Source organism: Rhizobium sp. CRRU65 (assembly GCF_048551595.1).
Lineage (GTDB): Bacteria > Pseudomonadota > Alphaproteobacteria > Rhizobiales > Rhizobiaceae > Rhizobium > Rhizobium leguminosarum_J.
In genome coordinates this window covers 1-21,201 of the sequence record NZ_JBLYZH010000030.1, presented here as the reverse complement: position 1 = coordinate 21,201, position 21,201 = coordinate 1, and the positions used below count along the sequence as shown (strand labels likewise).

Below are 21,201 nucleotides of genomic sequence, written 5' to 3'. Positions count from 1 at the left end.
ATGAGCCGTCTTGTCGTCGTTTCCAATCGTGTTCCCATGCCGGCCAAAGATGGGAGCGCCGCTGCCGGCGGCCTGGCCGTCGCGCTGCAGGCAGCCCTGCAGGAGCGGGGCGGCATCTGGATGGGATGGTCGGGAGAATCGAGCGGGGACAGGGAACCTGGCCCGCTGTCACAGCTGCAGAAGGGCAACATCACCTATGCGCTGACCGATCTCACCGACACCGACGTCGAGGAATATTATCGCGGCTTCGCAAACCGGGTTCTCTGGCCCATCTGCCACTACCGCCTGGACCTCGCCGAATATGGCCGGAAGGAAATGGCCGGCTATTTCCGCGTCAACCGCTTCTTCGCCCACAGGTTGGCGCCGATGATCGAGCCGGACGACATCATCTGGGTTCATGATTACCACCTCATTCCGCTGGCGGCCGAACTGCGCCAAATGGGGCTGAAAAACCGGATCGGCTTCTTCCTGCACATTCCCTGGCCGCCGGCCGACATTCTCGTCACGATGCCCGTCCATGAGGAAATCATGCGCGGGCTCTCGCATTACGATCTCGTCGGCTTCCAGACCGACTACGACCTCCAGAACTTTGCCGGGTATCTCAGAAGGGAGGGAATTGGCGACGACCTCGGAAATGGATTGTTCGATTCCCATGGGCGGATATTCAAGGCCGGCGCCTATCCGATCGGGATCGAAACTGCTGCCTTCGCCGAATTCGCCGAGAGAGCCGCAAACAATATCATGGTACAGAAGACCCGGCGCAGCGTTGAAGGCCGGGACATGATCATCGGGGTCGACCGCCTCGATTATTCGAAGGGCATCATTCAGCGGCTGGAAGCGTTCGAAACCTTCCTCACCAGCAATCCTGCCTACCAGAACAAGGTCACCTATCTGCAGGTCACGCCAAAATCGCGATCGGAAGTTCCCGAATACGAGCATATGCAGGGGATGGTCGCCGAACAGGCCGGCCGTGTCAACGGCGCCATCGGAACGGTCGACTGGGTGCCGATCCGCTATGTCAACCGATCGATCAGCCGCAACGTGCTTGCCGGCCTCTACCGGCTGGCGACGATCGGGCTGGTCACGCCGTTGCGCGACGGCATGAACCTCGTCGCCAAGGAATATGTCGCCGCCCAGGACCCGGATCGCCCGGGCGTATTGGTGCTATCGCGCTTCGCCGGTGCGGCTCGCGAGTTGAAGGGCGCACTGCTGGTCAATCCTTACGATGTCGAAGGCACTGCCAATGCCATCGCCAAGGGCCTTGCCATGTCGCTGGAGGAGCGCCGCGACCGCTGGAGCATGATGATGGAGCATCTGCTAACCCACGACGTCTCGCTTTGGTGCGAAAACTTCTTGGGGGATCTCGTGCTTGCTCCCGAGCTTCGACCGGAGCGTGACTCCCGGATAGGCTCCTGATCGATCGACGTCGACCCGTCCTTCGGACCCGAGGGAAGAAGAGGGAATCGAGACGTAGCGGCAAGGAGGAGGCACTTACGGGCGAGATTCCGCGTGACCTGCTGCGTGATGTGGCGGATGACTGTCGCCCGCCGTTTCAGTTGCGTTGACGCGTCTCAACCCTCGCCTTGGCACGATCGTATGTGGCAGCTTGATCGCCGAAGCCAGACCGAGCCTTGCCAGCAGCCCGATGAAATACCAACCGAGATCCAGCTGCCCCGGCTCGATGCCGAGCCGCGCCGAATCCGGAAAGGCGTGATGATTGCCGTGGAAGCTCTCGCCGAAAGTCACCAGCCCGAAACGCGGGAGGTTATAGCCCTGTACCGCGACATCATCGACACTCCAGCCCTGATGGCCGTCTCGATGCGCGAAATGGCCGACCAGCCAGTGTCCGGTCAGCGACACCGATATCCGCACGGCAATACCCCAGACCACCCATGGCAGTCCGCCGAGCGCAAAGAGCGCGAGTCCCAAGGGAATCTGCTGCGCCATCCATGTCGCCTCCAGAAAACGATAGAAGCGGTCGCGCCGCTCGCGCTCCTCGAGGACGAAACGCGGCGGATGGTCCAGCGCCACGATGCAATGCATCTGCCAGAAGGCATCGATGAAGAAAGACCGCCGATGGGCATAGAGGTCATGGCAGTCTCGCTGCCGTTGCGCCCAGTCGCGAATGTCGTGCGCGTAGATCATACCGAAGGGGCCGGCCATGCCGACCACCGTACCGAGATAGATGAGAAAGTGCTCGATCCAGGTATGAGTGCTGAATGAGCGATGGATCAGCAGCCGGTGCATGCCGACCGAATGACCAAGGCAGATCGTGATGGCGGTCAAGAGGATAAAGACGGCAAAGGCGCTCCAGGTGAAGGTCAGTGGACCACCAATGACGGCAATCAAGGTCATGGCGGTGATCCAGATCGACTTTGCGGGCATCCAGACCACTCTGCCCTTCACCGCATCGCTGCTGTTGTCAATCATTCGTCCAGTGGAAATACTGCTCATGACAAACTCCTTCCCATCGGGCGCATTCTCTACTTGAACATCGCCTACCAATTCATTATTTAAGAAATTACCTAATTACTTTGCACGAACGAAAACAATTAAGCAATGCATTAACTTCTTAATTGATTAACGGATCGATGCGATGATGCCGCAGGCACGGAGACCGGACTTGGACGAAGAGACTTTCGATGACGCTGTAGAAGGCCGCTCCGTCAGCGCCGCCCAGCGGGTATTCCACGCGCTTTCCAGTGCGCCGCGCCGGAAGATCCTCGCCTATCTCTCGGCATCGGGTCTGACCGCTGGCGAGATCGCTGACCGCTTCAGCATGTCCAAGCCAGCCGTTTCGCAGCATCTTTCCATCCTCGAAGCTGCGGGTCTGATCAGACGAGAGAAACAGGGCCAGTTCGTCCACTATTCCCTGATCGAGAACAATCTCGTCAACACGCTCAACGGCTTCGTGCAGGAGGTCTGCCCGGTCGGTCGGCCGATCAAGAAGGAAAGTCAGGCGCGCACCCGGGGCGGATTGGTGCCGGCGAAGCCCGCGAAATAAGCGTTCGAGATTTGCCCCTCACCCTAACCCTCTCCCCGCGAAGAACGGGGAGAGGGGACGTGCCATACCGGACGTCAAGGGGAACGGAGAGGCCGCGGCACATCCCCTTCGCCCCGTGTTTACGGAGAAAGGTGCCGACAAGAGGATGAGAGGCGGAGGCTTGCTCGAGCCTTAAAGACCGATCTCGCGCGCCCAGGGCGGATTGGCGCCGGCGCGGGAGACGGTGACGGCGGCGGCTTTGGCGCCGAGGGTCAGGGCGTTGCGCAGCGCCTGCTCATCCAGCGAGGAGACTTGGCGCTTGGTCAGCAGATTATCCATCTTCAGCGACGCCAGGATGCCGGCATCGAAGGTATCGCCGGCGCCGACCGTGTCGACGACGGTGACGCGCTCGCTCGGCACTGTTACCTTGCGCTCCTTGGTATAACCGGAAGCGCCTTCCGCGCCCTTGGTGATGACGACGAGCTTGGCGCCGTGGTTCAGCCAATGGGCGGCGAGCGCATCATGGTCGCCCTGCAGGCCGAACCATTCGAGATCCTCATCGGAGAATTTGACGATGTCGGCTTTGCCGGCCATGCGCTTGATGCGGGCCATATGCGACGGCTTGTCCTTGATGAAACCGGGACGGATATTCGGATCGAGCGAGATGACGCGGCTTGCGGCTTCGCGGTCGAGCAAGGCTTCGTAGGTTTCGCCGCAGGGGCTCGGAATCAGGCTGATTGCGCCGAAATGCAGCGCCTCGCAATCGTCGCCGAGATCGGGCAGGTCGGCCGTGGTGATCATCCGGCCGGCCGTGCCCTCGTCGTAGAAGGCATAGGTCGCCTGGCCGTTCACCAGCTTGACGAAGGCGATCGTCGAGGGACGCGACGTGATGGCGCATGGGCTGTAATCGACATTGCTCGCCTTCAGCGTCTCAAGCAGGATTTCGCCCATCATGTCATCGGCGATGCCGGTGAAGAAGGCGGTCGGGATGCCGAGGCGGCCGAGCGCGATGGCGGTGTTGAAGATTGCGCCGCCGGCATAGGGCGCAAAGCCCTTTTCGCCGAGCGTCGTGTCCCTCGGCAGCATGTCGATCAAGGCTTCGCCGCAGCACAAAATCATCGTATTCCTCCAACAGCACTTATACGTTCATCAACCGATTAAGCGAGCTTTTGTCAACTGGCTAGAGCGAAAGCTCACTCACCCCGCCATTCCTTCCCGACCAAGCGAGCGGCGCATCGAGGAAGGCCTCGACTTCCGAAAGCGTCTTGTCGTCGAAGAGCTTCTGCGCCTTGGCAACGGCCAGAACATTACGCCAGGTGGCGATGTGATGCAGCCTGACCTTGCCGTCGGCAAAGCGCTGTTCGCCAAAAATGCCGTAGAAGAACAGCGCGATGCCGTGATCGACGATACCGCCGGCGGCACGGACCGCATCGATGAACTTGAACATGCTGCCGCCTGCTGTCGTCAGGTCTTCGATGACGAGCACGCGCGACCCTTCCGGCATATTGCCTTCGATCTGGGCATTGCGGCCATGGCCCTTCGGCTGCTTGCGGACATAGATCATCGGCAGGCCGAGACGATCGGCAAGCAGGGCGGCGAAGGGGATGCCGGCGGTCTCACCGCCGGCGATGCAATCGAACTGCTCGAAGCCGCCATCGCGCAGCAGGGTGCTGGCGGCGAAATCCATCACCGTCGAGCGGATGCGCGGGAAGGAGAGCAGCTTGCGGCAATCGATATAAACAGGGCTCGCCATGCCGGAGGAGAGTTTATAGGGCTGGGCGGCATTGAAATGCACCGCCTTGATTTCCCAGAGCATCTTGGCCAGCAATTCAGCCATCACGGCGCGGTCGGGAAATGTGGTCTGGATCATGCGGCTCTCCTTCGGCTTGGATCCTTGCGGGAATAGCAGCAAGAGCCCGACGTTTCCAGACGAAAGGCGGGGCTATTGCAGCAGACTGCCGATATCAACGATCTGCATCTTCTTGAACAGGGCGATCGCCTGGGCGCCCTCCTCCGCATCCAGCGAAACGGCATAACGCACGGCGGCGGCAAGCAACTGCATCGTCAGCCGGGCGATCACGAGCAACTCCCTGCGGTCGCGATCCGGCCATAGACGGATAAGCACGGCGAGAAATGCCTGGGCATGAAATTCCATGTCCTCGGCATCGACCTGTTGCAGCAGCTTGTCGGTATGGGTCGCATGCCAGATGTCGCGCATGACAGGCTCGCGGCGGAAGAAGGCGTAATATTCGTCGACGATATTAGCGAGCGCGCCCTGCAGGGCCGCAGCGTCGGTCACCTTCGCCAGCTCCTCTTCGACACACCGCCTGCCCTCTTCGTTGAAGCGCTCGGCCAATGTGCGGATGATCGAGGTCTTGTCGGGGAAATATTGGTAGAGGGCGCCGAAGGAAAGGCCGGCCTTTTCGACGATCTCGCTCATCTTCAGGCCGTCGCTGCCATGGCTTTCGATCAGCTCGGCGGCCACGGTGAGGATCTTTTCGAAGCGCTCGCGGCCACGCTGCTGGCTGGGGATGCGGCGCAGCTGGCCGGTAGACTCCTGCTGGCGCCTGCGCGTTGCGACCGGCTGTTCCGACATGCTCTTTCCTTTTTCCACGTTGACAAACAAAATAAGAGAGATTATCTCATTTTGCAAATGAGAGAATTTCTCTTGTTTGAAAGTTTGGGAGGAGTTTTGACATGCAGACTTCCGAAATCGTCCTCGTTGGTGGATCGGGAAAGACCGGCAGCCGCATCATCAAGCGTCTGGAAGAGCGCGGCCTCACCGTTCGTGCGGCGTCGCGCTCCAGCGCACGGCCCTTCGACTGGGAGGACAGGTCGACCTGGCGCGGCGCGCTTGACGGCGCATCGAGCGCCTATGTCGCCTTCCAGCCGGATCTTTCCGTCGCCTGGGCGGCGGAAGCGATCGAAGCGCTCGCCAGGGTCGCTGTGGAATGCGGCCTTGAGCATATCGTGCTGCTTTCCGGCCGCGGCGAAGAGGGCGCGCAGCGAAGCGAAGCGGCGCTGAAAGCTTCCGGCATAAACACCACCATCCTGCGCGCCTCCTGGTTCTGCCAGAACTTCAGCGAGGGCGCCTTTGTCGAGCAGATCATTGGCGGCCGGCTGCAATTGCCGGCAGGCGAGATCAGCGAACCTTTCATCGATGCCGACGACATCGCCGATGCCGCCGTCGCCGCCTTGACCGATCCCGGCCATCGCAACAAGACTTACGAACTGACCGGCCCGCGGGCGCTGACATTCCGTCAGGCGGTCGCCGAGATCGCCCAGGCCGCCGGGCGGCCGATCGAATATGAGCAGGTGTCGATGGCGGATTTCACCGGCGGGCTTGCGGATGCCGGCCTGCCGCAGGGCCTGATCGATCTTCTGGAGGAGCTTTTCAGCCAGGTGCTCGATGGGCGCAATTCCGGCACCATGGGCGGTGTCGCCGAAATTCTCGGCCGTCCCGCCACCGATTTCAGCGAATATGCCCGCCGGACCGCGGCAACCGGACTATGGAGCGCCTGACCATGCAGATCTTTCTCACCCTCTTCCTCGTGGCCGCGGCGATCGGCAGCGGCCTCGTCGCCGGCATCTTCTTCGCCTTCTCGACCTTCATCATGACCGCCTTCTCGCGGATCCCGGCAGAGCAAGGCATTGCGGCGATGAACTCGATCAACGTGACGATCGTCCGCTCGCCCTTCATGGGCCTCTTCGTGCCGACGGCGATCCTCTGCCTCGTCATCGCCGTGCTCGCCCTGATCGACTGGCGCGGCGGGGCATCCTTTCTGATGCTGGCGGGTGCAGCTCTCTACATCATCGCCTCCTTCCTCTCGACCATCATCTTCAACGTGCCGATGAACGATGCGCTGGCAAAGGTCGGCGGCAATGGGCCGGAAGCGGTTCAGCTCTGGGCCACCTATGTCAGGGACTGGACGTGGTGGAACCATGTGCGGACGATCGCCTCGCTGCTTGCCTCCGTCGCCTTCGTGCGGGCGTTGATGATCGTCTGAATGGTTGCTTCCCGGCGATCCGACGCGCCTTTCAGGAATCGGGTGGTTGGCCCCGGGCGGGCATGCGATGTTGGGCAATCGCCGCGAAAGGACCGTTATGTTTACGCTTCACGATTATCTGCCGTCGCAAAATGGCTGGAAGGTCCGGGTTTTGCTCGGCCTGCTCGACATGCCCTATCACAGCCGTATCGTCTCGATCTTCGAGGGCGAGAGCCGCACCGAGGCGTTCCTGGAACTCAATCCGGTGGGCGCCATCCCAGTTCTCGAACTCGACGATGGCCGTGCGATCGCCGAATCCAATGCGATCCTCACCTATCTTGCCGAGGGCACGCGCTTCCTGCCGTCAGATCACTATCTGCGCGCCAAGGTCATGCAATGGCTGTTTTTCGAACAGTATCATGTCGAGCCGGTCATCGGCTCGCTGCGCTTCTGGACGTTGACGGGACGGCTGGAGCGTAACCAGAGCATGGTCGCGGGCAAGCGCGAAGCCGCAGCCCGCGCGCTTGCCGCCATCGATCGCAGCCTCAGCGACAGCCTATTTCTTGTCGGCCAGCAGCTGACGATCGCGGATATCGCGGTTTACGCCTATAGCCACCGGGCCGAGGATTGCGGCTTTTCTCTCGCAGCCTATTCCGCCTTCGCCGCCTGGTCCGGTCGCGTTCGGGATGCCATCGGCGCCGATCATCCGGTCTATCCCTATAGTATGGACCCACATTCGGCCGGCTAAGACAAAGTCCTACTCGTTCCGGCTATTTGCCAGCATCCCGGGTGCGGAACGCGCGCCAGGCTGAGATCACAGCGAGCAACAAGAACAGCCCTGCCAAACCAGCCCACAGAGAGCCGCCTTGCGTTAGATTGTCACCGTCGGGAGTGAGGCAACTGGATAGGGCCTGCGATATGCAATCTCGGAACTTCCAGTACCTTTCATAGAATAACCATCCGAAAAAAATCGACAGGAACGCTAAAATCAGGACCGAAACACATTTCATCTGGTTCCCACCCTGCCGACCAGGACTCATTTCCATTGAAACAACGTCGATGGTGTGACTGTAGGTTCCAAGGACGGAGATGCAAGCGCCGACATCCAAGGGAGCGCCATCCTTGTAGTTTGTCGTTGGTGTATAAGGGGGTTCCGCGACCTCTTAGACGCAGCCAAAATGGTTTTTGCTGCCTGATCGTGCCCCTTGAAGCCGCCAGCCGAAATGTGTCACAGAGTGATTGACATGTTGCGATGTAAAGAGCGGTACGTTGTCCATGGGGTCGAAGGAAGAGAGTGTCGAATGGCCGCTCGGTAAACCGGGCGGGATCCTTCTGACCATGCTGTTTTTGCCGACTGTACTTGCCATTTTCGTCCAGATATCCGGCTTTAACTTTCTGCCGTCAAACGAGTGGATTTCCAAGGCGGCCCTTCCTGCTCTCGCCGTCGGCGTGGTCTCTGCGGCATTGCCGTTCTGGCTTATTTTGAGGAGCAGGCACGACACCGACGGCGTGAAGAAAGGTTTCGGCCTGCTAATCGCTCCGGTTGCTGGTTATTTCCTCGGAAAGCATCTCGTCGTCATCGCTGTGCCGATGCTATTCGCCGTGATCGCTGGCCATCAGGTAGAGCTTTCCTTCACCGTCGTCGACGCACATGAATGGGGAGACTCAAAATGTCGGACACCGGTTCAGGTCGAAGGGGTTCCGATGTTATTCGACGAAATTTGCCGTGTCCCTGATGACATCAGGCGAGAACTTGGACCGCTACACCGGATCGCCGTTTCGGGCCGGGGCACCAGTTGGGGTGTCTTTGTGGAAAGTCTGCGCCGGATAGATTGAAGAAACGCCACTGCACAACACCACTTGGCCGTGGGGTGTACAACGAGACGACAGTCCGGGATCAAGACGCCGTGCGCGGACGCCTCAGAGTTCAACGCCGGTCTTGGTCGCCCCGGGCACTGAAGCTCTTTAGCGGCAGGTCTGCACACGATCGCGGCTTCCAACCTTCGAACTGCCCCCTCTTTGTCACCTGTAAGCCAAGCTGCCCTGGACTATGTCTGCTCGCAAAAGGCGATGCGGTTGCTGAAGGGGTCGATGACGGTCATCTCGAGCCCCCACGGCGCTTGCTCGACGCCGGGCTTCATGTAGCGGTAGTCCTTGCCTGAGAGCTCGGCGTGATAGGCCCGCACATTGGCGACGCGGACGAAGGCCTTGGCGCCGGGGCTGGCGTCGCCGGAATGTTCGCTGAGGTGCAGCGCCATGCCGTCGCGCGAGACCTGGCAATAGAGTGGGAAGTTTTCGCCGAAACGGTGCTCCCAATCGAGATGGAAGCCGAGAAAGCCGCAATAGAACTCCATGGCCTTTTCGACAGAGAAGATGCGGAAGATCGGCATCGGCGGCTCGATGCCGATGGCAGAGGGGTTAGCCCCCGCCGCATCGATCTTTGCCGAGAGGATATTCCACTGATCGAGCCCGAACTGCCGGGCGACGATTTCGAGCGTCTCGCTGTGGGTGAGCGAAATGTCGCGGTCGGCAAGGGCCTGCCGCAATGTCTTTGCCATGAGCTTGGCATCGCGAAAATCGCGCATGATGTCATCCTTCCGTTGGCGGCAAACAGGAAGATCAGTGCCCGCGTCTGCTGACCCGTTCGCCATCGATCGCCAAACGGCAAGGGATGTGAAGGATGTTGTCTGGATGCATTCACCTTAACGCAGAAGCGTCGCGGGGCGGCTGGCCGCATCCGGCCGAGGGCGATAATATGAGAGGGTCGGTCAGGAATCAAGACGCGGTGCGTGTTGCCTCGACGGGAACCGCCTTGAGGTAGCTGGCAAGCTCGACCCGGTTGCGGCCGGCGCGCTTGGCGACATAGAGCGCCTTGTCGGCGGCACTCAGCATGGTGTCGAAATCCAAGCTCTTCGAACGGCCGGGGGCGACGCCGACGCTGACCGTGCATGTCAGCACCTCGTCGTCGATATGGATCTCGCGCACCTCGAACGCCCGGCGGATGCGCTCGGCCGTGAGTTCCGCCCGGCCGGGCATGATCTCCTTCAGCACCAGCACGAATTCCTCGCCGCCGAGCCGGGCAGCGGTGTCGCCGGTGCGGCAATGCGCCGAAAGTTCGCCGGAAAAGACATTGAGCACGCGGTCGCCGGCGGCATGGCCGAAGCGATCGTTGACGGATTTGAAATGGTCGATATCGAAGACGATGACGGCCGTCGTAGTTCCCATCGGGCGCGTGCCGTATTGGTCGAAGAGGGCCCGGCGGTTGAGCAGGCCGGTCAGCGGATCGGTGATCGCATCGAGGCGATGGCGGGCAGCGAGCCGCCATTGATGCAGCGCCAGCGACAGCGCGCCGATCCCGGTCATGCCGGCGATGCAGACGGCAAGGCTCAGGTCTTCGGCCCAGTTGCTGGGGGCTTTGCCGAGCACCAGCTTGCCGTCTGAAATCAGCACCGCGGCGCAGAGAACGAAGGAGATCGCCGTCAACGTATAGAGCACTGTGATGCCGAGGAGCGGCGCCGGTGCTTCGGCACGGGCGAGCCAGTATTGCCGGGCGGTGGCAAAGAGCAAAAGGGCGATGGCGAGATTGTCGGCGATGAAGGCCATGCCGTCATAGCCTGACAGCATCGGCACGACGGAGAAGACCATCGCCGCAAGCGCGCGGATCGCGATGGCGGGGAGAGACACCCGGCCGGTGAGGAATTGTTTGCCGGCGCCCCAGATGGTGGCAAAACCGGCATGAAACAGCACGAAATTGGCGACGCCGAGCCATGTCTCCGGCGTATCGACATAGGCGCTATAGACAAAAATGCCGCTGACGACGAGGACAAGGCCGACGGTGGCGGTGAGCAACACGGTTTCCGAGCGACGGACAAGCCAGCTGCCCATCAGCGTCACCGCAAGGCAGGCCGCGGAGACGCCGAGCGCCAACAGGAGGGAGTTATAGTCAAGCATCATGCTTTTCAGTCTCCGCAGCTATTGTCGCTTCGAATGGCAGCTTATGGGTCCGCGAGGAGGAATGTCTTATGCATCCGTTAACAAATGATGCACCGCACAATACAAATGTTACGCGTTTAACGTCGCGCCGAAGTTTAAGATGAATATTCTATTTAAAATTGAAATCCGAAAGCTTACGCCTGCTGTACCACCTGCCAATGCAGGGGAAACATCGGATCGAACACCGTCACGGGACCGGCGCCGGTTTCAATCCTCGCGGGAAAGACGACCGGGTCGGCCTGCCTCGCCAGGGTGATGCGCTCCTCGTTCGGCTGAAGCCCGTACCAGGCCGGCCCGTTCAGCGACACGAAGGCTTCGAGCCGCTCCAGAGCGCCCTCCTGCTCGAAGACATGGGCGAGGCAGCTCATCGTATTGACCGAGGTATAGATGCCGGCGCAGCCGCAGGCGCATTCCTTCAGCGGATCGACATGCGGGGCGGAATCCGTGCCGAGGAAGAAGCGGGCATCACCGCTGACGGCCGCCGCACGCAAGGCCAGCCGGTGGTTTTCGCGCTTGGCGACGGGCAGGCAGTAATAGTGCGGGCGGATGCCGCCGACGAGGATGGCGTTGCGGTTGATGATCAGATGGTGGGTGGTGATCGAACCGGCGAGATTGCCCTTGGCCGTCTTGATGTAATCGACGCCATCGGATGTCGTCACATGCTCCATCGTCACCTTCAGCTCCGGCAGGCGCTGGCGCAGCGGATCGAGCACGGTTTCGATGAAGACGGCCTCGCGATCGAAGATATCGACCTCCGGCGTCGTCACCTCGCCATGGACGCAGAGCGGCAGGCCGATCTTTGCCATGCGCTCCAACACCGGCATCGCCTTTTCCATATCGCGGACGCCGCCATGCGAATTGGTCGTGGCGCCGGCGGGATAAAGCTTGACGGCGGTGATGAGGCCGCTGTTCTTCCCCTCCTCGACGTCATCGGGGCTGGTATGTTCGGTCAGATAAAGCGTCATCAGCGGCTGGAAGCGATGGCCATCAGGCAAGGCCTTGAGGATACGTTCGCGATAGGCCTTGGCGTCAGCTGACGTGACGACCGGCGGCACGAGATTGGGCATGATGATGGCGCGGGCGAAGGTGCGGCTCGTATCGGCGATCACGCCCTCCAGCATGGCGCCGTCGCGCAGATGCAGGTGCCAGTCATCAGGACGGCGGATGGTGATCGATTGCATGGCAGGCCTCCGAAGCGATGCGTCTGCCGTCTCGATAACACTAAAGCGCGCCGCATTGAAATTGAATCATGCGACGCGCTTTAGCTCTTTTTTCATGCGTGTCGCGCGGCATTACGCCAGCGCGATCTCCAGCGTCACATCGGCCGGGCGGCGGTTTTCGAGGATCAACCGGCCGTTCGGCAGGTCGTTGCCGTAGACCTTGGCGTTGGCGGCCTCCTCGGTCAGGTTGTAACCGCGCCAGCGCGCCCAGAGCCGCTCCTCGAGCACCTCGATCGGCGGCGCCAGCATGATCGAAAAGTCGAAGACGCCTTCGAGTTCGGCCCATTTGCCCAGCGAAAAGAGCAGATAATTGCCCTCGACGATGATGAAGCGGTGATCCGGGGAAACAGGGCGGGCCGAGGCGATGGCGAGTTCACGCGAGCGGTCGAAGACCGGCACCAGAACCTCCTGATCGGCCAGCCTGACGGCGCGAATGATATCGAGGAAACCGCGGACATCGAAGGTCTCGGGAATCCCCTTGCGCGCCAGCAGGCCGCGTTCGATCAGGATGGCGTTGTCCATGTGGAAGCCATCCATCGGCAGGACTTCGGCACTTTCGCCCTTGGCCTTCAGCGCTTCCGCCAGATTGTCGGCCATGGTCGATTTGCCGGCACCCGGCGGTCCGGCGATGGCGACCAGGAAACGCTTGGAATGGCCGGCGCGGTCAAGAACTGCGCCGGCGATTTCATCGATGCGTGCATTCATGCGGCGACGGGCTCCGTCGGCACCGCCTTGGCGCCGGTCATGAAGGCGACGGCGTCGGACATGGTGTATTCCTTCGGATCGATCACCGTCAGCCGCCGGCCGAGACGGTGGATATGGATCCGGTCGGCCACCTCGAAGACATGCGGCATGTTGTGGGAGATCAGCACGATCGGCAGGCCGCGGGCGCGCACGTCGAGGATCAGCTCCAGCACGCGGCGGCTTTCCTTGACGCCAAGCGCGGCCGTCGGTTCATCCATGATGATGACCTTCGAGCCGAAGGCGGCGGCACGGGCGACCGCAACACCCTGGCGCTGACCGCCGGAGAGCGTTTCCACTGCCTGGTTGATGTTCTGGATGGTCATCAGGCCGAGTTCGGACAGCTTGTTGCGCGCCAGCTTTTCCATGGCCGGCCGGTCGAGCATGCGGAACATCGAGCCGAGCACGCCCGGTTTGCGGATCTCGCGGCCGAGGAACATGTTGTCGGCGATCGACAGCGCCGGCGACAAAGCAAGATTCTGATAGACGGTCTCGATGCCGGCGTCGCGCGCCTCCATCGGCGAGCGGAACTGCACCTGCCGGCCTTCGAGGGTAATCACCCCCTCGTCCGGGGTAACCGCGCCCGATATTGCCTTGATGAGCGAGGATTTGCCGGCGCCGTTATCGCCGATGACGGCGAGGATTTCACCCGGATAGAGGTCGAAATCGGCATTGTCGAGCGCGGTCACGCGTCCATAACGCTTGACGAGACCGCGGGCGGTGAGAAGGGGTTCGCGAGCCATGATTACACCGAAACCTTTCTGATCCACTGATCGATGGCGACGGCGGCGATGATCAGCACGCCTGTCAAAAGGACTTTCCATTGCGGGTCGGCGCCGAGCATGTTGAGGCCCATCGACACGACGCCGACGATCATCGCACCGAAGAGCGTGCCGAGAATGGAGCCGCGGCCGCCGAACAGCGAGATGCCGCCGATCACAGTCGCGGTGATTGCCTGAAGGTTAAAATCGGTGACGGCCGAGGACGGCGAGATCGAGCCGTTGCGGCCGATCGAGACCCAGGCGGCCAAGCCGGCAATGACGCCTGATATGGCGTAAACGGTCAGCAGCACCTTTTTGGTCTGAATGCCGGAGAGCTTGGCCGCCTCCGGATCGTCGCCGACGGCATAGACATGCCGGCCCCAGGCGGTGTGATTGAGGACATACCAGAGCACCACGACGAGCAGCACCATGGCGATGACGCCAAGGGTCAGCACGGCGCTGCCGAGCTTGAAGCTCACGGCGAAAAGATGAAGCAGCGGCGCCTTTTCGTCGACGTCGGTGTCGCGGATCGTCTCATTGGCGGAATAGATGAAATTCGTCGCCATGACGATGTTCCAGGTGCCGAGCGTGACGATGAAGGGCGGCAGCTTCATGTAGGCGACGAGGAAGCCGTTCAGCAATCCGCAAAGGCCGCCGACAAGCATGCCGGCTGCGACCGCGATCGGCGTCGGTATGCCGTAGGTGATGGCGACATTGCCCATGATGACCGCCGAGATCACCATGATGACGCCGATCGAAAGATCGATGCCGGCGGTCAGGATGACCAGCGTCTGGGCGGCGCCGAGAATACCGACGATGGCGATCTGCTGCAGGATGAGCGTCAGCGTATAGGACGAGAAGAACCGTCCGCCGATGGTGATCCCGAAGATGACGATCGCCAGCACCAGCACGATCAGCGGCACGGCGGCCGGCGTCGAGTGCAGAAAATGCTGCGCGCGCTTGATCAGCGAGACTTTCTCGTGCTCGAAGGAGGCAACGCTCTTGTCGCTGCCGTCGAGGACACGTTCGAATTCCTGTGTTCCGGTCATGGTTCCTCCTCCGCATCCGCGCGCCGAACTCGCGCGGGGGCCGTCACCGATATCCATCCGGTCTTTGATTAGCCGGTTCGTGAGGCGACGGCACATCGTCCGTCGAAAACGGCCGGGGATCAAGCCCCGGCCGGTCTGCTTTCAGCAATCAGGGCTCAGCCCCAGCACTTGTCCGTGCCTTCCTTGGTGTCGATCGACTTGACGCCGGAAACCGGCTTGTCGGTGACGAGCGAGACGCCGGTGTCGTAGAAGGACTTGCCTTCGGTCGGCTTCGGCTTTTCACCGCTGTCGGCGAACTTCTTGATCGCTTCGACGCCAAGGGCTGCCATCATCAGCGGATATTGCTGCGAGGTGGCGCCGATGACGCCTTCCTTGACCGACTTCACGCCCGGGCAACCGCCGTCGACCGACACGATCAGCACGTTCTTTTCCATGCCGACGGCCTTCAGCGCCTGATAGGCGCCGACAGCGGCCGGCTCGTTGATCGTGTGGATGACGTTGATGCTCGGATCCTTCTGCAGAAGGTTTTCCATGGCCTTGCGGCCGCCTTCTTCATTGCCGTTGGTCACGTCATGACCGACGATACGAGCATCGTCCTCGTCGCCGATCTTGTTCGGGTCCTTCGGATCGATGCCGAAGCCCATCATGAAGCCCTGGTCGCGCAGAACGTCGACCGTCGGCTGCGACGGGGTCAGGTCGAGGAAGCCGACCTTGGCATCCTTGGCCTTGTCGCCCATCGTTTCCTTGGCCCACTGGCCGATCAGCTTGCCGGCAAGCAGGTTGTCGGTGGCGAAGGTGGCGTCGGCGGCATCGGCCGGCTCGAGCGGCGTGTCGAGCGCGATGACCAGCAGGCCGGCATCACGGGCCTTCTTGACCGAAGACACGATGCCCTTGGTGTCGGAAGCAGCAATCAAGATGCCCTTTGCGCCGTCGGCAATGCAGCTTTCGATCGCGGCCACCTGGCTTTCGCTGTCACCGTCGACCTTGCCGGCATAGGACTTCAGCGAGACGCCGAGTTCCTTGGCCTTGGCGGTCGCACCTTCCTTCATCTTGACGAAGAAGGGGTTGGTGTCGGTCTTGGTGATCAGGCAGGCAGCAACGTCAGCCGCCATGACAGGAGCGGAAAAGGTGACACCAAGCGCGAGCGCGCCGAAAGCGAGAACAGATTTCTTCATGGAACTCCTCCCAGAGTTTGCCGGCGCCGCCCCTGCGGGGCCGGAAGCTTAAGATATGACACTTCGCCGTGGATCGCTAATGCCTCCCAGCGGTCCCGTGCCCTTGACGACGGCAATTAAGAGCGAAAAGAAATCGGCTTGTCAATAAATAAATCCAATTGAATTATTAATTCGATGTGGCATGCTCCATCGAATTCGGGCATAGGCCAACGATCGGGAGGAGCGGCCATGTCGACCTTGGATGGACCGGAACACACGCCGGTCCCGCCACCAATTCTGAATCCGGCCGGAGGTGCGAACCAGGTCAGGGTGCGAGCCTATAACGAACGGCTCGTGCTGTCGCTGGTGCGTCTCTACGGCGCACTGTCGAAGGCCGATATCGCACGCCGCAGCGGGCTGTCGGCGCAGACTGTCTCCGTCATCATGCGGGTGCTGGAAAAGGAAGGGCTGCTGTCGCGCGGGGAACCGGTGCGCGGCCGTGTCGGCCAGCCGTCGATCCCGATGCATATCAATCCCGATGCCGTCTATTCCTTCGGCCTGAAGATGGGCCGGCGCAGCGCCGATCTGGTGCTGATGGATTTCGTCGGCCGCATCCGCATGCAGCTGCACCGGACCTATGCCTATCCGCTGCCGGATGAAATCCTCGCCTTCGTCACCTCGGGCATCCGGGAGCTGGAAGACCGGCTCGACGACAAGCAACGTAGCCGCATCGCCGGCCTCGGCATCGCCGCCCCTTTCGAGCTTTGGAACTGGGCCGAAGAGGTGGGCGCCCCGCCGGGCGCCATGGAGGTCTGGCGCGACGTCGACCTGCAGGCCGACATCGCCGCCCGCGTCTCCCATCCGGTCTTCATGCAGAACGATGCGACCAGCGCCTGCGGCGCCGAACTGGTCTTCGGCGTCGGACCGTCCTACCCAGATTTCGTCTATTTCTTCATCGGCTCCTTCATCGGCGGCGGCATCGTGCTCAATTCGGCGATCTTTTCCGGCCGCACCGGCACGGCGGGCGCGATCGGGCCGCTGCCGGTGCGCGGCAAGAACGGCGAGACGATGCAGCTGCTCGAAATCGCCTCGATCTTCGTGCTCGAAAACATGCTGCGCGAGCGCGGCATCGATCCCGAGCCGCTCTGGTATTCGGCCGACGGCTGGGTGGATTTCGGCGAGCCGATGGAAGCCTGGATCCAGGACAGCGCCAAGGCGCTGGCGCAGGCGATCGTTGCCGCCGCCTCGATCGTCGATTTCAGCGCGGCTGTGATCGACGGCGGCTTTCCCGATTGGGTGCGCAGCCGGGTGGTGCAGGCCACGATCGACGAAGCCGCCAAGCTCGACCTGCAGGGCGTCGTCATGCCCGAAATCATCGAGGGCGCGGTCGGCGCGCAGGCGCGCGCCATCGGCGGCGCCAGCCTGCCGATCTTTGCGCGTTACCTCACCGACCAGAACGTACTCTTCAAGGAGGTAGACCATGCTGAAAGGACTTGACCCGCTGCTGAGCCCGGAGCTGCTTTTGACGCTTCGCGCCATGGGTCACGGCGACGAGATCGCCATCGTCGACGGCAATTATCCGGGCGTCGAACATGCCCGCCGGCTGATCCGGCTCGACGGCCACCACCTCATCCCGGTCCTCAATGCCGTGCTCAGCGTGCTGCCGATCGACGACTTCGTGGCGGAAGCGATCTTCCGCTCGACCGTCAAGGCCGAGCGCGACAAGCTCGACCCCGTGCATGAGGAGATGATCGACTGCTGCGCCCGCCACGAGCCGCACCGGCAGGTGGTGCCGCTGATCGGCCAGGATTTCTACGGAAGGGTGAAGACCGCCCATGCGTTGATCCAGACTGGCGAGCCCAGGCTCTATGCAAACATCATCCTGCGCAAGGGCGTGATCTATCCGAAAGAGCCGGGCACCCATGCCGCGGCCGGAGTCGATCCGTTCGTCTATTAGAATAATTCCGGCAAAAGTGCACAGCGGTTTGGTCGTCGGTAAGCTTTGGCTTTCGGTCCTGCTGAAGGTCAGTCTTTCGCCATTCGTTCGATGGATGTTATGGTGCGGTGGTTGCGTTGGTCCGCCGCGCCGGCAAACCGCTCGGCAAGCCAAATGCTGCGAACGGCGCCTCACCACCAGGAGCGAACGTCGCGCGGCTCTATGGACACGTGCGGGATCAGGCCGGTGAAGCGATGAGGAGACGGGTCTCACATGGCACCAGACATGCGCACGGTCCCTCGTCGCAGCACCACTGGTCTGCGCAAGTTTCTGGATCCTGAGCAGCAGCGCGATTGGGTAGAAGGCGAGGCGGATTTGATCGACGCCGAAGAGCGCTCGGAGTCCCTGGAACAGCGGTTCAAATACGTCGCCCGGTACGAGAAGCTGCTTCGTCGCCCGCAGGCGCAAGACGTTCTGGAAATTCTCAGGGTATATGGGCAAACCTGCATCCCCATCCCTCGCAAGACCGAGCGTCACTACTGGTCGGTTTCTTGTCTGCCCTCGACCTCAGACAAGCCGCTCATCCGCGTCAATGCGAGCTGGATGGAGCTTTTCACGCTCTATGCCGACGGCGAGGACCTGCGTGCACGATTCCTGGTGCATCTTTCGCATTTCACTACGGACCATTCACCCGCGCAGGGCGATGTCGACGAGCCTTTTCTCGAGCACTGCGTCACGACGCCCGAAGACGTCGGTTATTTTTTTCCGCGCGGCGAGGACATTTTCGGCATCACTGTGCGGGGCTCGGCCTCGATCCGCAAATTCCTCGCGGAGCGCCGCATCTTGCGCGCCATTCGGACTTTCAATGTGACGCACATGAACCGAGGTCGGAACGCCTATCAGGCGAGCCACTGCTACAGCCTGGCGGATACCATGCTGGCAGATTGATCGCTCCGGGATGCGCCCGGCACCCATCCGGGGTCTGACGGCGGTCGGTTCGATGCCGATCCTCCGGCGGATTCTTCAGCCGATCGAAAGAATGGCTGTGTGCGGCGACCGATGGACCGGAACCGAATCCTCATCCAATTTGCGGCAAAGATATCCATTGTGCGCAGCGAAACTCCCGTGCCTTCGCAAAGGCAATCCACCATTAACCTACCAGGCGCATAGACGATCTTTGGGATTTGTCGGTGCTGCGCGGCTTCATCAGCCACTGCGATACCGGCCCTCTTAATTCCGCCCGAATGAATTGAGGCGGTCTTCGATCACGGCGTAGGACCGCCGATGCCGTGAAGTTGCGCCATCCGTCATCGGCATTCGGTGATACGAGCGTACCAAACTGGCCATGACGGCTCTTCACACAACAGGAGCCTGTTCATATGCCTCGCAGCCAACCAACCAGACCGCAGATCGAGATCGTTGCCTGGCTCGCGATCTTCCTGCTTCTCTTCTGCCTATCTTGGCTCTTCCAATGGCATGAAGGGCTGGATGAGTTTATCGAGAAGCATCATGACTATCCGCTGGACCACGCGCTCCTCGCCCTGAATATCTCCGGGTTTCTCGGGCTCATCTATTCCGCGCTGAGGATCCGGGATCTTTCGAGGGAGGTTCATCGCAGGCTGCAGGCCGAAAAGAACGTAGACTGGATTGCCTGTCACGACACGCTGACCGAACTGCCTAACCGCAGATTTCTGGATTCTATATGCGCGCAGGCGATGAGCGATCAGAGGGCACAAGAGACCTATGCCGTGTTCAGCATCGATCTCGACGGCTTCAAGAAGGTCAATGATCTCCTGGGGCATGATCACGGTGATGCGGTGCTGAAGACTGTTGCTCAGCGGCTCTCTTCCCTCTTTCCCCGTGAGCGCGTTTTCCGCCTTGGGGGAGACGAGTTCGTTGTTCTGGCGCGGCGCACTGGAAATCCCGATCTTGTTGCGTTGGGGAACCGCATCGTGACCGTGATCGGCAAGCCGTTCACATTCAATGGTGTCGCCGTCGACCTCGGCGCCAGTGTCGGCTTCGCGCTTTTTCCGGAGAACGGCGATGACCTCGGTCAGGTCATTCGACATTCCGACTGTGCGATGTATGTCGCCAAAAAGCAGGGGCGCAATCTGGTGAAGCCCTTCGTGCCTTCGATGCAGGACGAGTTGGCGAAGCGGGTCCGGCTGGAAGCTGATCTGAGAGCAGCCATCAAGAAGGCAGAGATCGTTCCCTACTATCAGCCGCTCGTGGACCTGAAAACGAATAGGATTATCGGCTTCGAGGCCTTGGCACGCTGGAAGACGGCCTCCGGCGAATTCATCCCACCGAACGAATTCATTCCGGTGGCAGAGGAAGCCGGTCTGATCGTCGAATTGACAGACCAGTTGCTTCGCCACGCCTGCGCCGATGCGCTTTCCTGGCCAAATGAGCTCGTCCTGTCATTCAACCTTTCTCCGATTCAACTGAGCGACCGACTGCTGGGGCTTAGAATTCTCAAGATATTGGGCGATGTCGGTCTGCCGGCGCACAGGGTCGAGCTTGAGGTGACGGAGAGCGCCATCATCCAAGACGCCGTCACTGCGCGAATCGTCCTCGACGATCTGGTGAACGCGGGGGTCAGGATTGCTCTCGACGACTTTGGAACAGGTTATTCCAGCCTCTCACAACTATCCAACTACCGGTTCGATAAGATAAAGATCGACAGGAGTTTCGTCTCTTCATTCGAAACCAACGATAAGCAGGACAAGGTGATCAAGGCCATCATCGCTCTCGGTGCGGGACTTGGCGTGACGATAACCGCCGAGGGTATCGAAGAAGAGAGCCAGCTTCAGCGGCTTCAGGATCTGGGTTGCGACATCGGCCAAGGATATCTGCTTGGTAGGCCAGCGCCGGCAGCGGAGCTTGCCACAGATCACGTCAGCACCAGAATTTTGCAACGCGGTTGATGGGCCGCGGCGTGTCGGATTCAGCCGCGAGATGCTCGAGGCTGTCGTCGAACAAGCGCTGTCCACCTGGCCGACCGGCCGTCCATGCTCTCCGAAACATCATCTTAAAGCTTAAGAGAGAAGCACGCCGGCCGTCGTCGCCTCCGTGACATCCTCGGGTCAAGCGGCGCATCCAACGAAGCATCGTGCGGACGCTGACACCTCGCCAGCGCCCGGAGCGGCGGCGTTTAAGAGAGCCTCATCCTGAGGTGCCCCGCAGGGGCCTCGAAGGACGAGGCGGGTATTGCGGCGCCGGATCATGCAAGGAGCGGCGTTGCGGCGTGTCCTTCGAGGCCCCTGCGGGGCACCTCAGCAACCGTGTTGTTGGGGCTGGTTCCATGGGGTTCGTCTTTTAAGAATAGTGTTGATCATGATGATGAGCTTTCGCATGGCGGCGACGATGGCGACCTTG

Annotated in this window: 21 protein-coding genes and 1 pseudogene; 10 read left to right on the top strand and 12 right to left on the bottom strand. The window is 61.1% G+C overall.

What is annotated here, in order from left to right; translation table 11 throughout:
- Positions 1-1,416, top strand: a complete 1,416-nt coding sequence (gene otsA, locus ACM5SV_RS35590) for an alpha,alpha-trehalose-phosphate synthase (UDP-forming) (protein ID WP_012755875.1) — start codon at positions 1-3, stop codon at positions 1,414-1,416.
- A 75-nt stretch (positions 1,417-1,491) separates the two neighbouring features.
- On the opposite strand, the gene ACM5SV_RS35585 is transcribed toward otsA, so the two are convergent.
- Entirely contained in the window at positions 1,492-2,454 is a 963-nt protein-coding gene (locus ACM5SV_RS35585) for an acyl-CoA desaturase (RefSeq protein ID WP_221968207.1), read from the bottom strand.
- 169 nt (positions 2,455-2,623) lie between these two features.
- On the opposite strand from ACM5SV_RS35585, the gene ACM5SV_RS35580 reads away from it, so the two are divergent.
- Complete coding sequence (locus ACM5SV_RS35580) at positions 2,624-3,004, top strand: metalloregulator ArsR/SmtB family transcription factor (protein ID WP_041935453.1); 381 nt, start codon at positions 2,624-2,626, stop codon at positions 3,002-3,004.
- 171 nt (positions 3,005-3,175) lie between these two features.
- Here ACM5SV_RS35580 and ACM5SV_RS35575 read toward each other — a convergent pair whose 3' ends face one another.
- The 3 genes from ACM5SV_RS35575 to ACM5SV_RS35565 form a co-directional block, all read right to left on the bottom strand.
- Complete coding sequence (locus ACM5SV_RS35575; protein WP_222018102.1) at positions 3,176-4,102, bottom strand: carbohydrate kinase family protein; 927 nt, start codon at positions 4,100-4,102, stop codon at positions 3,176-3,178.
- 61 nt (positions 4,103-4,163) lie between these two features.
- Complete coding sequence (locus tag ACM5SV_RS35570; RefSeq protein WP_222018104.1) at positions 4,164-4,853, bottom strand: orotate phosphoribosyltransferase; 690 nt, start codon at positions 4,851-4,853, stop codon at positions 4,164-4,166.
- Between the two features lie 72 nt (positions 4,854-4,925).
- Positions 4,926-5,579: a TetR/AcrR family transcriptional regulator gene (locus ACM5SV_RS35565; protein WP_222018106.1), complete on the bottom strand. Its 654-nt coding sequence runs from the start codon at positions 5,577-5,579 to the stop codon at positions 4,926-4,928.
- Positions 5,580-5,680: 101 nt separating this feature from the next.
- Here ACM5SV_RS35565 and ACM5SV_RS35560 point away from each other — a divergent pair, with 101 nt between their 5' ends.
- From ACM5SV_RS35560 to ACM5SV_RS35545, 4 genes are all read left to right on the top strand, one after another.
- Positions 5,681-6,505, top strand: coding sequence for an NmrA family NAD(P)-binding protein (locus ACM5SV_RS35560; RefSeq protein WP_222018108.1), 825 nt, complete (start codon positions 5,681-5,683; stop codon positions 6,503-6,505).
- Between the two features lie 2 nt (positions 6,506-6,507).
- Positions 6,508-6,990: a DUF1772 domain-containing protein gene (locus tag ACM5SV_RS35555; RefSeq protein WP_164568366.1), complete on the top strand. Its 483-nt coding sequence runs from the start codon at positions 6,508-6,510 to the stop codon at positions 6,988-6,990.
- Positions 6,991-7,087: 97 nt separating this feature from the next.
- Entirely contained in the window at positions 7,088-7,717 is a 630-nt protein-coding gene (locus tag ACM5SV_RS35550; protein WP_164568365.1) for a glutathione S-transferase family protein, read from the top strand.
- A 527-nt stretch (positions 7,718-8,244) separates the two neighbouring features.
- Positions 8,245-8,805 (top strand): hypothetical protein, encoded by a 561-nt coding sequence (locus ACM5SV_RS35545; RefSeq protein WP_222018114.1) that lies wholly within the window; start codon positions 8,245-8,247, stop codon positions 8,803-8,805.
- A 212-nt stretch (positions 8,806-9,017) separates the two neighbouring features.
- On the opposite strand, the gene ACM5SV_RS35540 is transcribed toward ACM5SV_RS35545, so the two are convergent.
- The 7 genes from ACM5SV_RS35540 to ACM5SV_RS35510 form a co-directional block, all read right to left on the bottom strand.
- The gene (locus ACM5SV_RS35540) at positions 9,018-9,554 is read right to left on the bottom strand and encodes a glyoxalase superfamily protein (RefSeq protein WP_113547145.1); all 537 of its coding nucleotides are present in this window, start codon (positions 9,552-9,554) and stop codon (positions 9,018-9,020) included.
- 190 nt (positions 9,555-9,744) lie between these two features.
- Positions 9,745-10,923 (bottom strand): sensor domain-containing diguanylate cyclase, encoded by a 1,179-nt coding sequence (locus ACM5SV_RS35535; protein ID WP_222018110.1) that lies wholly within the window; start codon positions 10,921-10,923, stop codon positions 9,745-9,747.
- Positions 10,924-11,096: 173 nt separating this feature from the next.
- Positions 11,097-12,143, bottom strand: coding sequence for a dihydroorotase (pyrC, locus tag ACM5SV_RS35530; RefSeq protein WP_012755863.1), 1,047 nt, complete (start codon positions 12,141-12,143; stop codon positions 11,097-11,099).
- A gap of 111 nt (positions 12,144-12,254) precedes the next feature.
- Complete coding sequence (locus ACM5SV_RS35525) at positions 12,255-12,887, bottom strand: nucleoside triphosphate hydrolase (protein WP_003556147.1); 633 nt, start codon at positions 12,885-12,887, stop codon at positions 12,255-12,257.
- The gene (locus ACM5SV_RS35520; RefSeq protein WP_003556145.1) at positions 12,884-13,666 is read right to left on the bottom strand and encodes an ATP-binding cassette domain-containing protein; all 783 of its coding nucleotides are present in this window, start codon (positions 13,664-13,666) and stop codon (positions 12,884-12,886) included. Before ACM5SV_RS35520 ends, ACM5SV_RS35525 begins: the two co-directional genes overlap by 4 nt.
- 2 nt (positions 13,667-13,668) lie before the next feature.
- Complete coding sequence (locus tag ACM5SV_RS35515; RefSeq protein ID WP_020487064.1) at positions 13,669-14,733, bottom strand: ABC transporter permease; 1,065 nt, start codon at positions 14,731-14,733, stop codon at positions 13,669-13,671.
- Between the two features lie 155 nt (positions 14,734-14,888).
- Positions 14,889-15,908 (bottom strand): sugar ABC transporter substrate-binding protein, encoded by a 1,020-nt coding sequence (locus ACM5SV_RS35510; protein ID WP_003556143.1) that lies wholly within the window; start codon positions 15,906-15,908, stop codon positions 14,889-14,891.
- A gap of 228 nt (positions 15,909-16,136) precedes the next feature.
- Between ACM5SV_RS35510 and ACM5SV_RS35505 the strand changes: the two genes are divergently transcribed.
- From ACM5SV_RS35505 to ACM5SV_RS35490, 4 genes are all read left to right on the top strand, one after another.
- Complete coding sequence (locus ACM5SV_RS35505) at positions 16,137-17,384, top strand: ROK family transcriptional regulator (protein WP_221968215.1); 1,248 nt, start codon at positions 16,137-16,139, stop codon at positions 17,382-17,384.
- Positions 17,368-17,844 carry an RbsD/FucU family protein gene (locus tag ACM5SV_RS35500; RefSeq protein ID WP_012755859.1) on the top strand — a complete coding sequence of 159 codons (477 nt, stop codon included), beginning with the start codon at positions 17,368-17,370 and terminating at the stop codon, positions 17,842-17,844. The genes ACM5SV_RS35505 and ACM5SV_RS35500 overlap by 17 nt, the downstream gene beginning before the upstream one ends.
- Positions 17,845-18,096: 252 nt before the next feature.
- A complete protein-coding gene (locus ACM5SV_RS35495) occupies positions 18,097-18,771 on the top strand; it encodes a hypothetical protein (RefSeq protein ID WP_222018112.1) in 675 nt (224 codons plus the stop codon).
- A gap of 431 nt (positions 18,772-19,202) precedes the next feature.
- Positions 19,203-20,750 carry a putative bifunctional diguanylate cyclase/phosphodiesterase gene (locus ACM5SV_RS35490; RefSeq protein WP_012755857.1) on the top strand — a complete coding sequence of 516 codons (1,548 nt, stop codon included), beginning with the start codon at positions 19,203-19,205 and terminating at the stop codon, positions 20,748-20,750.
- 348 nt (positions 20,751-21,098) lie between these two features.
- On the opposite strand, the pseudogene ACM5SV_RS35485 reads toward ACM5SV_RS35490, so the two are convergent.
- Positions 21,099-21,201 (bottom strand): annotated as a pseudogene (locus ACM5SV_RS35485) (IS110 family transposase); the annotation flags it as partial.